This is a genomic window from Litorivicinus lipolyticus (genome assembly GCF_009650135.1).
Taxonomy (GTDB): Bacteria; Pseudomonadota; Gammaproteobacteria; order Pseudomonadales; family Litorivicinaceae; genus Litorivicinus; species Litorivicinus lipolyticus.
This window is the reverse complement of record NZ_CP045871.1, coordinates 1,364,669-1,378,175: the sequence shown is the minus strand read 5'-3', so window position 1 is coordinate 1,378,175 and position 13,507 is coordinate 1,364,669. Positions and strand designations below refer to the sequence as shown.

Sequence of the window (13,507 nt, the reverse complement as noted above, 5' to 3'; positions counted from 1 at the left end):
TGCGGTTTTACGCTAGGACAGCAACGCCCCATGTATTCGGCCCTTCGCCCCTTATTGTTTCGCCTTGATCCCGAGACCGCTCACGACCTAACGCTGTCGGCAATGCACTGGATAGGCCGAGTCGCCGGCCCGGGCACTGTGCCCGACGCCCACCCCGTTGAACGCATGGGTCTGACCTTTGCTAACCCAGTCGGTCTGGCGGCCGGGCTGGACAAGGACGCGACTGCGTTTGATGGCCTCGCGCGTTTTGGCTTTGGATTTATAGAAGTGGGTACGGTGACGCCGCGGGCGCAACCGGGTAACGACAAGCCGCGCATGTTTCGACTGCCGCAAAGCCGTGCCGTCATCAACCGGATGGGGTTTAACAACCATGGTCTGGATGCGCTGATTAGGCGTGTCGATGGCCGCCGCTACAGCGGTGTCTTGGGCATTAACCTAGGCAAAAACAAAGATACACCGGCGGATCGTGCCAGCGACGACTACGTCGCCGGCCTAAACGCGGTTCATCAGCTAGCGGACTACATCACCGTAAATTTATCGAGTCCGAACACACCGGGCCTGCGTGACCTGCAATTGGGTGAAGCGCTTGATCATCTGCTGAGCGATCTGTCGGCGGCACGGGCTGCCCTGGCCGATCGCTTTGGCGCGCGCACCCCGGTGCTGGTCAAGTTGGCCCCGGATTTAGCCGACCAAGACTTGGATGAAATGGCGACACGATTGGTAGAGGCGGGTATCGACGGCATTATTGCCACCAACACGACCCTAAGCCGTGATGCGGTCACCGGTCAGCCCTACGCCAATGAGGCGGGCGGGCTGTCGGGTCAGCCGGTCTGTGCGCGCGCCAATCAGGTCATGCAACGTTTGCGGGCAACTGTGGGTGCTGAAACCACCTTGGTGGGGGTCGGTGGCATCGACTCGCCGGCGTTGGCGTTGCAGCGACTGGCCAGTGGTGCCGATCTGATTCAGCTTTACACCGGGCTCGTTTACGAAGGCCCGGGGTTGGCGCGCCGCTGCGTCAAGGCCATTCGTGATCAGCGCGGATAATAAAAGGCCCGCTTGTGGCGGGCCTCGTGATGCCGGGCCTACGCGAGGCCGCATCCATGGGTGGCGGGGGTCATGCCATCATGGGATTGGTTTGTATTCCAGAAACGCCGATTCTACCGTCCCAGAAATCCGTTCGTCCGTCGCGCCAACCGCCCAGCCAATCGGGTCGATTGGAGGCAGGGCAGTCATCGCGGGATTTACCAGCGATGCCAGCTTGATAGCCTTTAAGGTAGGCGCGTCGGTGAACGTCTCTCTTTTGTCTTTTCATCCTGTAGACCTCTCTGTAGAGCGATTCGGATGCCGACCCGACCAAACGGGTCAGGCACGTGGTCATTTGCACGACCACATAAGGAAATTAGCACAATGAAATTGATCTTGTCGGCCCCCGGTGGCCTCGAAGACTTAGTAGCGCAACAAAGTGCCCAGTTGGGGTGTGACGTCGAGCACGTAACACCGGGTGAAGTGCGTGTTCATATCGAAGACCCGGCCAAGTTGTATGACTTGCTGCTGTGGTTACGTCACACCTCACGGATTATATTGCCGCTGGCGGAAGGGCCGGTCGAGGGTGATGAAGACCTTTACCGCTTGACCCAGCGTGTGGATTGGACGCGTCACCTGCCGCTGGTGCCTGGCTTTCGGGTTGACGTGTTTGGGTCCGCGGAATGGATTCGCGATCGCCGTTACCCGGCCGTCATCGTCAAAGACGCGATTGTTGATCAGTTCCGCGACAAGTTCGATGACCGCCCCAATTCGGGCTCTGATGAACCGAACCGCGTCGAAGTTCGCTTTAACCGTGGCCGCGCCACGGTCGGCTTGAACTTGGCCGGTGAGCCACTGGATCGCCGCGGATACCGTGCGCCCGGACACCCGGCGACGCTGCGCGAAGGCCTCGGTGCGGCGCTGCTGGAACGCGCTCGCTGGACGCCGGAGACGCCGTTAATGGATCCGTTTTGTGGCAGCGGCACCTTGATTATTGAAGCGGCGTTGATCGCGTCGGGCCAAGCGCCCGGGCTGTACCGCGAGAACTCGGCCGAGCACTGGTTGCGCTATAAGCCTGATGCGATGGCCGCGGCCCGCGCCCGCGCCGTCAAAAAACGCCGTGAGCCCCCGCGTGAACCACGACTGTGGGGCCGTGACATTGATCCCGCCTTTATCCAGCTGTGCCGCAAGCAGGCGGATGACATGGGGCTGACGCCGTGGGTCAAGTTTGACGTTGCCAGCATCGAAGAGTTACCGGATGTCGAGCGCCCGGATGAGTGGTTGGTGTTGACCAACCCACCCTGGGGTAAACGCCTGCGTACCGATGACATCGAGCACCTTTACGAGACCTTGGGCAAGACCATGAAGGCCCATTGGCCGGGGGCGCGTTTGGCGCTACTGACGGATCGTCGTGAACTGGCCCAAGCCACCGGGCTTCGAGTTGGGCGGCGCAATGCGATTTCCGCCGGCGTCGACAAGTTACACCTGCACCATTATGACATCGGGCCGGCAACGGCTGGGCAACCTGTTAAGACCATCGAACCGTCGCCGGATTTGGCGGCGCGCTTGACCAAGCGTTATAAGCATTTGCGGAAGTGGGCGAATCGTCAGGGCATTGAGGCCTATCGGATTTATGACGCCGATATTCCTGAATATTCATTTGTGATTGATTTATACGGCGACCGCATTCATGTCGCCGAGTATGAACCACCCAAGCAAATCGATCCGGTGGTGGCGCGGCGTCGACGCGAGCAAATGTTGTGCACCGTCGCCCAGGTCTTCGAGATGGCCGAATCGGACATCGTCTTTAAGACCCGCGCGCGCGGAGGTGACTACGAGCGTGGTGAAGATGACGATTGGATGGAAATCAGTGAAGAGGGCGCGCGATTGCGCGTCAACCTGACCCGCTATAACGATACCGGTGTGTTTTTGGATCACCGTGGTGCGCGCCGGTGGTTGGCCCAAAACGCCAGCGGCAAGGATTGCCTGAACTTGTTCAGCTACACCGCCACCGCCAGCGTTCGGATGGCGCTGGCCGGCGCCCGCAAGGTCGCCAGTGTTGACCTGTCGCCGCGTTACACGCGTTGGGCCGAGCAGAATTTCCGCATGAATAAGTTAGCCAAGGAGCAGCACCCCTTGATCCAAGCGGACGTGGTTGAGTGGATTTATAACGCGCCACCGGCCATTTACGACATGGTCTTGCTCGATCCGCCAACGTTTTCCAATTCCGCACGCACGGACACCGTGCTGGACCTAAAAAAAGATGCAGCGTCGCTGTTGGCAGAGGTCCACCGGGTGCTACGACCTGGAGGGCAATGCTTGTTTTCAAACAATGCCAAAGGGTTCAAGCTACCCAAAGAACTGGAGCCGGCCTGGTCTGAGGTGGTGCCCTTTACCGAGCGCACACGCGATCAGGATTGTCCGCCTAGCCACCGATCGGGGCACAAAAGTTGGCTGTTGACGAAGTAACGCTATATCACACCCAGGACTGTCATCTGTGCGAGTTGGCGATGGCGGTTCTGGACCATGTAGGGCTGGCCTACAGCGCGGTCGATATCGCCACGTCCAGCGATTTGATGGCGGCCTACGGGGTACGTATCCCGGTTATTCGCGTTGGCGAACGCGAGCTGGGTTGGCCGTTTGACCCGAACCAGGTTCAGGCCTGGTTGATGTCATGATAGGCCTGCCTGCACAGGCAGTGCCGGTGGTGTTGCTGGTCGACGATAATCCCGATGACCGCTTCAAGATCAGCTGGATGCTGAGCCAGGAACGCCAGGTGATATTCCACGAGGCGGCCTCGGTCGATGAAGGCATCCAGCAGTGGCAAGCGGTCAAGCCGGACTTGGTGCTGCTGGATTTACGTCTGCCGGACGGCGATGGCAGCGAAGTATTACGCAGTGCTCGAGAGGGGCGCTGGGGCAATCCGATTGTCGTGATCGTCTCTGAGTTGTCGTTGCCGCAGCGCGTGGATGACCTGCGTGGCGATGGTGCGCAACATTTCTTGCCCAAGGAAATTTTGACCCGCGCCCTGTTGGGCGGCGTTATTGATTCGGCGACACGCCGGGTTCAGCTGCGCAACGAGCGCAAACGCGCTCAACAGAGCATTGATGCCCAGTTAACGGCCCTGCGCTCACAGCTGGAGCCGGCTTTGGTCGAGCTGAAAGGCTTGGGCAGCGGCCAGCAGGCGGCTGACCGGGCTGATTTGCCGGCGGTGCGGCTGTTGAAGGGCTTGGCGGCACAGCACGCGGACGCGATACAGGCTCAGCTGGATCACCTGGCCAGTTGGGTCGAGATCGACGCCGGCTACGACGCTGAGCCAAAGCCCTGGGGGGTGGTTAGCGCGCGCTTGTCGGCACTGGCCGGTCCGACCTTGCACTGGTCGGCTGAGGTTGATTCGGATGTCGAGGTCAGTATTGATGCGGCGCGGCTGGATTGTGCCTTGACTGAACTGGTTGCCAACGCCCTGCGCTTTGACCGTCCCGTGGCGGTTCACGAGGCGCGACTGCTGGCCAGTGCAACCCACCGAGGTCACGAAGTGTGCTTAACCCTGCGCACGCAACATCCTAGAATTTCACCGGTCTGGCAGTATCAACCTGAGCAGTTGTTTCGGTTGGGGGTTGTGGCTAATTCAGGTGGCGACAACACAGCCGGTGTGGGTCTAGCTAAAGTCGCCCGGGTTCTTGCCGATAGTAATATCAGTATCGCTTTGTCGATTGACGCGCGACAGGGTTTTAGTCTCCGCTTGGGTATCCCAGCGACCACTGCACCCGACGCGCTCAGCAACCTGCAGGAATCTTAAGTGGCAACAAGTGCGCAATGGGCGTTGATGGTTTCGGAGCCGCTGTTTGAATGGCGTGCACGGTCGGTGGTGGCGGTAAACCCAGCCGCGCGTGCGTTTGGCGAGCTAAACATCCGCGATTGGGGCGGCCTCGGCCACTTGGCCGGGCTGTTTGGCGGTGGCTTGGACGGCCCGGCCTGCCTCAAGATCATCAGTGACAGTCAAGGTGTCCGAATCCTTGAGCTGATGACCGTCAACGGCGAACACTTTTTCAAGCTGACCGGGGCCGGTGTTAGCCGTGATTACCTGGTGTTGCGCGATAACCTGCTGTCGATGTTGAACCGTGAGTTTCAAGCCCCGTTGAAAACGCTGGCGGCATCGGCACAGGCGTTGAAGACCTCGGCGATCCAGGACCCCGAGGTCCTGGCGTTGGTCAACCAGTGGTTGGCGCCGGCGACCCAGTCGATAGCCTTGATGCCGGCGGTGTTGGATTTGGCCCGTCTGTACGGCCACGAATCCTTGGATGCCGAAGAGCGCATTGTTTTTTCTGAACTGTTGCCGGCCTTGATTGAAGGCGTGTCGACGGATGACGTCGCCAGCCGCGGTGTCCGGGTCGATTTGAGTACCGGTGAAAAACCACTTGGCGCCATGTATGGCCCCAGTTACTGGGTCGAGGCGGCCCTGCGTGGGCTGCTCGGCGACGTGGTAGCGCATGCGGCTGAAAACACCGATGTGCGGATCGTCGCGCGCCAAATGCCGTACATGCTTAACCTTGTATTTCGCGTCGTCGGCGGTATTGGTCAACGCGGCGTTGACCTCAGTGTACTGGACGAACGACCGCTGATCGCAGTCGATGGCAGCGTCAGTGTCGACCGGGTGCGTCTGAATCTGGCCTACGCCGTGCTAAAGCGAATTGGCGGCAATTTTAAGTTTAAATCCAGTGCACTCGGGGTCGAGTACATTGTCGAAATACCCACCGGCCAGGGTATGAACGCCTGTGCTGAAACCCGTGCCAAGACTGCCTTGGAACAAGCTGAGCAATATGCCCGTGACATGGCTATGCTTATGGAAGCGGTGTCGCGCCGAAAATCATAATAGGACTGAACCTAAGTGACAAAACGTGTATTGGTCGTTGACGACCAACCAGAGCTGCGAAAGTTGATCACGATGACCTTGAAAATGGGTGATTACGAGGTCCAGGAAGCGGAAGACGCCACTCAGGGACTGGAGAAGGTCAATGCCTTTCGCCCCGACATCTTACTGCTGGACGTCATGATGCCCGGCGAGATGGACGGCTATCAGCTGTGCCAACTGTTGAAGTCGGATGAAAAGTACCAGGGGCTGGCGGTGGTGCTGTTAACCGCGCGCGGTCAGGCCAGTGACTTGGAAGAGGGCGATCGTGTGGGTGCGGACAAATACTTGGTCAAACCATTTTCACCGTTGCAGTTAATTCAAACGGTTCGCGAGTTAACCGCATAATGCGCTCGATTGTGGCGGTCGGCCTGGGGGTTTGGTTGGCCCTGTCGGCGTGGGCAGAGCCCCTGTATTTCGGTGTGGTGCCTCAGCAGTCAGCGATCCGAACGGCCACGTTGTGGGGTCCTCTGGTGAGCCATCTGGCAGCGGAAACCGGGCTGGAGATCCAGCTGAAAACGTCGCGCGACATCCCGACCTTTGAGCAGGAGCTTGCCAAGGGGGCTTTCCATTTTGCCTACATGAACCCTTACCACTTCACGGTATTTAACGAAAATCCCGGTTACCAAGCCATGGCGCATCGGGACGGCCAAGGTATTCGCGGCGTGATCGTGGTGGCCAAAGACAGCGACATCACGGAATTAGGCCAGCTCGACGGCGGCGTGGTTGCGTTTCCAGCACCGGCCGCCTTTGCCGCGACCTTGATTACCGGTGCCGAGCTGACGGCCGCAGGTGTCACCTTTATACCGCGCTATACCCTGTCCCACGACAGCGTTTACCGTGCGGTCAGCGCCGGGTTGATGCCAGCGGGCGGCGGTATCGGTCGGACCTTGGCTGCGGTTGACGCCGACACCCGTTCGCTGTTGCGGGTGCTGCACACCACCGCGGCTTACACGCCGCATGCAATCGCAGCGGCCCCGCAGGTTGATCCTGAGGTGATCGGGCGCGTCCAGCGCGCAGTCACGGAATTGGTCGATCGCGAGGTCTTGGACCCGTTAAAAATTAATGCGTTCGTGGCTGCCGAGGATGCAGACTGGAATGATGTGCGTGCGCTTGATTTAAAGGCCATCGCGACACCATGACCCTGCGGTTTAGGACGGTGCTTGGCATCGCCGCGATCGAGGTTGTTTTGCTATTTATCCTCGGCTACACCTCGATCAATGCGATGCGCGAAAGCGTCAGCTCCGAGTTTGTTCGCCGCGCCGAGGCGACTCAAATCATGATGCGCGGCGTGTTGGTTGATGCGTTGATATCCAGTGACCTGGCCAGTGTCGACGACATATTGTCAGCGTTAACGCTGGACACGGATATCGTGTACGCCGGGGTTCGCTTGAACGATCGCTGGCTGTCATTCAGTGGCGATTTGACGGACCAAGCGGGTACTCAAGAATCAGGCTGGGCAGACGCCTCGGATGATATTTTGGACACCATGGTGTCGGTGTCAGCCGGCGGGCAGCGTTTTGGCGATTTGGCGTTGGGCCTCAGTTTGGCAGCAGGTCGTGCCGAAGTCACCGCGGCAGGCTGGCGTTTTGCTGGCTTGGCAGGTGTCGGCATTGTGCTGTCGGCAATTTTTAGTTTCGCGTTAGGCAGTTGGTTATCAACGCGTGCCCAGCGACTGACTCGTGCCGCGCAGCGCTTGGGGCAGGGCGACCTGAGTACGGTCGTGGTCGATACGGGCAACGATGAGTTTTCGGATTTGGCGCGCCAGTTTAATAACATGGCCGAGCTACTGCGAACCGAGGCCGGGCAGCGAGATGCCGCGCTGGATGAGGCCCGCTCAAAAGAATCCGACTTGATCGAACGCACGCGTCAAGTCGAAGCCTATAACCAGATGTCAAACCTGCTGAACGTTGTTCAGCTGAACGTTATTTTGAACCCGATTGAGGCGGTTTATAACTCGGCGTTGGTCCAGGACTTGCTCGATATTACCCTGTCCGAGGCGGGCTTTATTGCCCAAGCCGAGGGGGTCGCGCAAAGCGGCGCTAGCCTCAAAGTTGTGGCCGGTTTTTCGCGCTCCGGCAATCACGAACAGGTCAGCTGGGTCCGCGACCGTCTGGAAAACGGGGACTGGTGGTTTAACTGGCAGGGCTCGGTTGAGGACATGGGGATTGGGTTCGAATCCAGTGGCCGTTACCTGACGGGGCGCGCGGCCATCGTTGACTGCCTCGGGGAATCCCCGCTGGCGGATGAATACCGCTACATGGCGTTGGTACCGTTGATTCACAAAGGCCAAGTCGTCGCCACCTTTGGGGTTTTCCGCAACAGCGAACCCTACTCCGAAAACCTTGAAAGCTTCCTGCAACCTTTGATCACAACCTGCTCTCAATTGGTTGAAGCCCGGGACAACGTGACCGCACGATTGGAAGCGGAAACGCAGCTGCGTGAAAACGAAAACAAGATCCGTTCGATCCTAGAGTCGGCCAGTGATGCGATCATGACCTTGACCGCGAACGGCGTGGTGTCAAGCGCGAACACCGCCGCCGGTGAGGTGTTTGGGCTGCCCAGCGAACAACTAATCGGGCTCTGGTTTGGCGAGCTATTGGAGCCGCAACTACGAGCCTCTCTGAGCCGTGGCGTGACCCAAGTAATGGCGCTGAGTGATTCGAGCGGCGTCATCAGCACGGTGGGCCGACGGTTGTCCGGTGCGGACGTGCCGATTGAAATGTCCTTGAGCGTGATGGAAAGCGAGGGCGAGGAGCTGTTTACCGCGGTGGTCCGTGATGTCACCGAAAAACGCGAAGCCCAAGAAGCCTTGCGCGCGCACTCGCAACAACTTGATGGCATTTTGAGCCTGTCCGGAGACGGTTTTGTCGCCTTTGATGGTATCGGCCAGGTTGGTTACGCCAACCCCGCCTTCAGTCGCCTGATCGGAGTACGAGCGTCGGAAGTCGCCAGTCAAACGATCGGCAGTTTGAGTCACCGCATGATCGGTCAATCCGACGATTGGCATACCCACCTTGACAGCCTCAAAGACGGCCAAGTCTATCGTATTAGCCTGCTTAAGCCGGCGCCGCGCATTGTTGAAATCAGCGCCCGCACGATGAGCGACGAAGACGGACGCAGTTTGGGTCGGGTGATGTACTTCCGTGACGTGACGCACCAAGCCGAAGTCGATCGCATGAAATCGGAATTTCTGTCGACCGCGGCACATGAGCTGCGCACGCCTTTGGCCAGTGTTTATGGTTTCTCTGAATTGCTAATGAGCGTTGATTACGACAAAGAAACCCGCGATGACTTGCTGGGCACGATCCACAAGCAAGCCTCGCGCTTGACCAAGCTGATCGATGAGCTGCTCGATTTGGCGCGGATCGAGGCGCGGGCCGGCAAGGACTTTGAAATTACCCCAGGTGATTTGTCGACCTTCGTTAACGACCTGTGCGCCAGCTTTGTGAACGTCGGCGACCCGCGCAAGATTAACTGGAATGTGGACGGTGAGCTGCCGTCCGTGGCCTATGACGACAGCAAATTGGCCCAGGCGCTCAACAACATCATCTCGAACGCGTTTAAGTACTCGCCCGGTGGTGGGGACGTCGATGTCGGCGTGGATGTTGATGGCGGTCGGGTTGGCGTATGGGTCCAGGACTCCGGGATGGGCATGTCGCCGGACGCGGTCGATCGGGTATTCGATCGGTTCTTCCGGGCGGATCCGAGCTGTAATATCCCAGGTACCGGTCTCGGTATGTCGGTGGTCAAGGAAATTATGGACTTGCACGGTGGCAGCGTTGCCATCGAATCGACTCTGAACGAAGGCACGCGGGTGACGCTGTGGTTGCCGGCAGACGCCAGCAGCCTAGTGATCGCCAGTTAAACCCAGCCGTTGCGCCGGTACAACCAAGACAGGCTGCCCATCAGGGTGGCCCAGATAACACTCAGTAGCACCAGGGTGGTCCACAGCCCCATCGGGAATTCGACGGCACCCAGGCGCATGCCAGCGGCATAGCTTAGGGGTCCGGCGACGCAGCCCAGCACAATTGCCAGCCGAGTTTGACGGACCAGCCAGCGCAGCGAGTGTTCCAGCGTGGTCGCATAGCAGCCCCACATCAGCATCAGCCAAGCCGGTAACCACGGCGCATTTTCGCTAAATTGAAACACCCCCGCCCGCCGTAACAGTCCGTCAATAACGACTCCGGTCAGCATCACCAGTGCCACCCGTCGCGGCTCGCCGGGGTGGGCAAACCAAACGAAGTGCGCGCCAATCCATGCCAGTCCCACGCCATCAGCCCAGGGGCTGCGCTGGGTGATCAACAACAACCACAACAGATTGAAACCCACCAGGTTGTACAGCTGCGCGCGGCTGAAACTTGGCATCAAAGGGGGCTGGCTGGTGATTGAGCCGACGAGCGCGGCGCCGCTAACAGCAATTGACCCAGGCCCAATTGACGTTCCGCAAAGCCACCTTCGCAGTACGACAGGTAAAACCGCCACATACGCTGGAAACGCTCGTCGTAACCGAGCCCGTCGACGTGATCGCGAGCGTCATCAAAGCGCTGTCGCCAGTGCGCCAGTGTTTGCGCGTAGTGACCGGCATAGTCCTGCAGATCAACCAGCCGCAAATCGGTGACCGCGCCAACCGATTTCATCATCGCGCTGACGCTGGGCACGAAACCGCCGGGGAATATGTACTTTTGAATAAAGTCGACCCCTTGCAGCGCTTGGTCGTAGCGATGATCGACAATGGTGATGGCCTGTATCAGCATCAGGCCGTCGGGCTTCAGCAGGCTGCGGCACTTGGCGAAAAATGTATCCAGGTATTGGTGACCCACCGCCTCGATCATCTCGACGCTGACCAGCCGGTCATAGGTGCCGGTCAGGTCACGATAGTCCTGTTTCAACAGGGTGATTTGATCGTCCAGTCCTTCGGCCGTCACGCGGGCCTGAGCCAAATCATACTGGGCGTCACTGATGGTAGTGGTGGTCACATGGACGCCGTAGTGTTTGGCCGCGTGGATCGCCATGCCGCCCCAGCCGGTGCCGATCTCGATCACGCGCATGCCCGGTTGCAGCCCCAGTTTTTGGCAGATCAAATCCAGTTTGTGGACCGCAGCAGTTTCCAGCGGGGCGTCGGCGCTGGGGTAAACGCCGCTGGAGTACATCATGGTCGGGTCCAAAAATGCTTCGAACAGATCGTTGCCCAAGTCGTAATGGGCGCGGATGTTGCGGCGCGCCCCTTCGCGGTTGTTGCGGTTGAACCAATGCACCGCACGCAGGGTACTGCCGAGCAGCTTGGCGAGGCCGCCGTCGAGCTGATCAAGCACCTCGACGTTGCGTACGAATACCCGCGTCAGGCGCGTCAGATCGTCGACTTCGATCACGCTGTGCATGTAGGCCTCACCCGCGCCAATGGCGCCGCGCAGCGCCAAGTCAGCCCAGGCGCTGGGGTCCAAAACATGCACCTTGACGCGTAACTCTGGATCGTCATCGCGGCCGAAGCGGTGGATGTGTTGGCCTTCTTCAATTTCCAGCAGCCCATGCTCAAGCTTGTTCAACAAGGCAAAGCAAGCCTTGCGGCAGCGACGCTCAATCAGCGAGCCGGTTTGGGCCATCGGCGCGAGTTTATGAACGGATGTAGTCATCCTTTTTTTAACTCCTTCGGGTAGGGCTGAAAGGGTAGGCCGCGCAACCACAGGCGCAGCGCTTGATAATAAATGCCGCCCAAGGTGATCAGCGGCATCAGGGCCTGGCCGACACGATCGACGAGGCGCAGCTGGACGAGTGGGGCGAGCCGAAAACCCGCTCGGAACAGTACACCAGCGTCATCGCGCAAGGACAGGTCCAACGCGAAACGCCCGTCATCTGGCCAACGCGCGTGCAGATCATAGGATTGACCGCTGGGGTTGAACGGTGACACGTGAAAGGTTTTTTGCCAGCGGTGGCGTACCGTTCGACCGTTCGCCGGTATCACATAGACCTCGCGCTCGCGCCACGGGGTGTTGCGTACTTCCAGCAACAACGCAAGCGGTTGCCCGGCGTGACTGAGGTAAAAGACCGAGAGCGGGTTGAATCCGATGCCAAGCACACTGGGCTGGGCTAACAGTGTGATCGAATCGGGCTTTGGCAGTCCATGGGCGGTGGCCAATGCCTGTACTTTGTCGCGCAGGTTGCGGTTGCTGGTGTCCAGGTGGCGACGATTGCGTATGCCACGGGGTGGGTCGCCGGCGCCTAGTTCGTGCGACGCCATCCACAACGGATAGCCAAAGCTGTGTCCTATCGGCCGCAAGCGCCGGTGGAATAGGCGCCCGTTTAATCGAACGTCAGCCACGAACGCTAGCGTCCAGCGCGGCGGCGGCCTCGAGGCCGGTGGTATAGCCGTCTTCATGAAAGCCGTTGCGCGCCCATGCGCCGGCCAGGACCACACGCTGTCCTGCGTTGGTGGCTGCCAGTTGCGCCTGTGCAGCGGGCGACTCGGGGCTGAATTGGGGGTGCGCGTAGTGGTGCGTTGACAGCACTTTGGCGGGATCAATACGGCATTCTGGGTTAACCGTGACGAAAAAATCAACCGGGTCATCCAGGCACATCAACTCGTTCATGTAGTAGGTCAGTAACGGTTGCTCTGGGTGTTTGGATTGCAGCATATAGTTCCACGCCGCCCAGCACGATCGGTGGGCCGGCATCAAACTGGCGTCGGTGTGCATGACGACCTCGTTGCCTAAATACGGGACCGCATTCAATAACGCCGCCTGCGCGGGTGTCGGATCGCTCAATAGTCGCGCGGTTTGGTTGCTGTGACAGGCCATCACGACTCCGTCAAATTCAAATGACTCGCCATTGGCCAACTCGACGCCGACGCACTCGCCCGACGTTGTCACCCGTGCGACTGCAGCGGCGCAGCGAATGTTGTCAGCAAAGGGGGCGGTCAGGGGTTCAAGGTAGGCTTGGGAGCCGCCAATCAGGGTGAACCACTGAGGCCGGTCTTGGATTTCCAGCAGCCCATGGTTGTAGAAAAAACGCGCGAAAAACAACGCTTCGAATTCGCGCATGTTGCTTTCCGGCGTCGACCAAATAGCCGCACCCATCGGCAGTAGGTAACGTTGCACGAAGGCCTCGGAAAAACGATGCCGCGCCAGGTAGTCGCCCAGCGTCAACGCGGGCTCTATTTGGTCGGCCTTGAGGTCGGCTTTGACCCGGCGATTGAAGCGCACAATGTCGCGGATCATGCGCCAGTGGCTGAGTGAAAATTTGAGTTTCCAACTCGGCGCTAAGGTGGCCAGGTTGGTGCCGGCGTACTCAAAGTCACCGCCTTCATCCGTCACGCTAAAGCCCATGGTGGTGGCCTGGCGCTGGATGCCGAGGCGGTCAAGCAAGGCGATGAAATTGGGATAGGTGCGTTCGTTATACACAATGAAACCGGTATCGATCGCCCGTTCGCGCCCATCTAGCGTGACCTTGACCGTATGCGTGTGGCCGCCAATTCGTGAGTCCGCTTCAAACACCTGAACGTCGTGTCCTCGGTCGTGCAGCTCGCGGGCCGCGCCCAAGCCGGTGATGCCGGCGCCTATAATTGCCAATCGAGCCATG

Annotated in this window: 13 protein-coding genes; 8 read left to right on the top strand and 5 right to left on the bottom strand. The window is 59.4% G+C overall.

The genetic code is table 11. The features are described from left to right. The first annotated feature begins 30 nt into the window (after window positions 1–30). Window positions 31–1,044, top strand: a complete 1,014-nt coding sequence (locus GH975_RS06975; RefSeq protein ID WP_153713831.1) for a quinone-dependent dihydroorotate dehydrogenase — start codon at window positions 31–33, stop codon at window positions 1,042–1,044. Window positions 1,045–1,114: 70 nt separating this feature from the next. Here GH975_RS06975 and rmf read toward each other — a convergent pair whose 3' ends face one another. Next, complete coding sequence (gene rmf / locus GH975_RS06970; protein WP_153713830.1) at window positions 1,115–1,312, bottom strand: ribosome modulation factor; 198 nt, start codon at window positions 1,310–1,312, stop codon at window positions 1,115–1,117. A 95-nt stretch (window positions 1,313–1,407) separates the two neighbouring features. On the opposite strand from rmf, the gene rlmKL reads away from it, so the two are divergent. Genes rlmKL through GH975_RS06935 form a run of 7 tightly spaced genes read left to right on the top strand, consistent with a single transcriptional unit; the run spans window position 1,408 to window position 9,800 of the window. Beyond that, window positions 1,408–3,492: a bifunctional 23S rRNA (guanine(2069)-N(7))-methyltransferase RlmK/23S rRNA (guanine(2445)-N(2))-methyltransferase RlmL gene (rlmKL, locus tag GH975_RS06965; protein ID WP_170272581.1), complete on the top strand. Its 2,085-nt coding sequence runs from the start codon at window positions 1,408–1,410 to the stop codon at window positions 3,490–3,492. Next, window positions 3,474–3,701, top strand: a complete 228-nt coding sequence (locus GH975_RS06960; RefSeq protein WP_246164695.1) for a glutaredoxin family protein — start codon at window positions 3,474–3,476, stop codon at window positions 3,699–3,701. The genes rlmKL and GH975_RS06960 overlap by 19 nt, the downstream gene beginning before the upstream one ends. Then, the gene (locus GH975_RS06955; RefSeq protein ID WP_153713828.1) at window positions 3,698–4,822 is read left to right on the top strand and encodes a response regulator; all 1,125 of its coding nucleotides are present in this window, start codon (window positions 3,698–3,700) and stop codon (window positions 4,820–4,822) included. Before GH975_RS06960 ends, GH975_RS06955 begins: the two co-directional genes overlap by 4 nt. Next, window positions 4,823–5,896 (top strand): hypothetical protein, encoded by a 1,074-nt coding sequence (locus GH975_RS06950; protein ID WP_153713827.1) that lies wholly within the window; start codon window positions 4,823–4,825, stop codon window positions 5,894–5,896. It begins immediately after the preceding gene. Between the two features lie 15 nt (window positions 5,897–5,911). Further along, complete coding sequence (locus GH975_RS06945) at window positions 5,912–6,280, top strand: response regulator transcription factor (RefSeq protein ID WP_153713826.1); 369 nt, start codon at window positions 5,912–5,914, stop codon at window positions 6,278–6,280. Next, entirely contained in the window at window positions 6,280–7,074 is a 795-nt protein-coding gene (locus GH975_RS06940) for a phosphate/phosphite/phosphonate ABC transporter substrate-binding protein (RefSeq protein WP_153713825.1), read from the top strand. Before GH975_RS06945 ends, GH975_RS06940 begins: the two co-directional genes overlap by 1 nt. Then, window positions 7,071–9,800, top strand: a complete 2,730-nt coding sequence (locus tag GH975_RS06935) for an ATP-binding protein (protein WP_153713824.1) — start codon at window positions 7,071–7,073, stop codon at window positions 9,798–9,800. The genes GH975_RS06940 and GH975_RS06935 overlap by 4 nt, the downstream gene beginning before the upstream one ends. Here the strand turns inward: GH975_RS06935 and GH975_RS06930 are convergent. The 4 genes from GH975_RS06930 to GH975_RS06915 are packed head-to-tail and all read right to left on the bottom strand — an operon-like array spanning window position 9,797 to window position 13,506. After that, window positions 9,797–10,300 (bottom strand): DUF2878 domain-containing protein, encoded by a 504-nt coding sequence (locus GH975_RS06930; RefSeq protein ID WP_153713823.1) that lies wholly within the window; start codon window positions 10,298–10,300, stop codon window positions 9,797–9,799. The two genes, GH975_RS06935 and GH975_RS06930, sit on opposite strands and share 4 nt — an antisense overlap. Beyond that, entirely contained in the window at window positions 10,300–11,565 is a 1,266-nt protein-coding gene (locus GH975_RS06925) for an SAM-dependent methyltransferase (RefSeq protein ID WP_170272580.1), read from the bottom strand. Before GH975_RS06925 ends, GH975_RS06930 begins: the two co-directional genes overlap by 1 nt. Continuing rightward, complete coding sequence (locus tag GH975_RS06920) at window positions 11,562–12,308, bottom strand: DUF1365 family protein (RefSeq protein ID WP_246164694.1); 747 nt, start codon at window positions 12,306–12,308, stop codon at window positions 11,562–11,564. Before GH975_RS06920 ends, GH975_RS06925 begins: the two co-directional genes overlap by 4 nt. Next, a complete protein-coding gene (locus GH975_RS06915; protein WP_153713821.1) occupies window positions 12,244–13,506 on the bottom strand; it encodes an NAD(P)/FAD-dependent oxidoreductase in 1,263 nt (420 codons plus the stop codon). The genes GH975_RS06920 and GH975_RS06915 overlap by 65 nt, the downstream gene beginning before the upstream one ends. Between the last annotated feature and the right edge of the window lies 1 nt (window position 13,507).

Bases quoted from the DNA above. Each gene is read 5' to 3' on its own strand.
- GH975_RS06975 (WP_153713831.1), top strand. From the start codon at position 31: ATGTATTCGGCCCTTCGCCCCTTATTGTTTCGCCTTGATCCCGAGACC.
- rmf (WP_153713830.1), bottom strand. From the start codon at position 1,312: ATGAAAAGACAAAAGAGAGACGTTCACCGACGCGCCTACCTTAAAGGC.
- rlmKL (WP_170272581.1), top strand. From the start codon at position 1,408: ATGAAATTGATCTTGTCGGCCCCCGGTGGCCTCGAAGACTTAGTAGCG.
- GH975_RS06955 (WP_153713828.1), top strand. From the start codon at position 3,698: ATGATAGGCCTGCCTGCACAGGCAGTGCCGGTGGTGTTGCTGGTCGAC.
- GH975_RS06940 (WP_153713825.1), top strand. From the start codon at position 6,280: ATGCGCTCGATTGTGGCGGTCGGCCTGGGGGTTTGGTTGGCCCTGTCG.
- GH975_RS06935 (WP_153713824.1), top strand. From the start codon at position 7,071: ATGACCCTGCGGTTTAGGACGGTGCTTGGCATCGCCGCGATCGAGGTT.
- GH975_RS06930 (WP_153713823.1), bottom strand. From the start codon at position 10,300: ATGCCAAGTTTCAGCCGCGCGCAGCTGTACAACCTGGTGGGTTTCAAT.
- GH975_RS06925 (WP_170272580.1), bottom strand. From the start codon at position 11,565: ATGACTACATCCGTTCATAAACTCGCGCCGATGGCCCAAACCGGCTCG.
- GH975_RS06920 (WP_246164694.1), bottom strand. From the start codon at position 12,308: ATGAAGACGGCTATACCACCGGCCTCGAGGCCGCCGCCGCGCTGGACG.
- GH975_RS06915 (WP_153713821.1), bottom strand. From the start codon at position 13,506: ATGGCTCGATTGGCAATTATAGGCGCCGGCATCACCGGCTTGGGCGCG.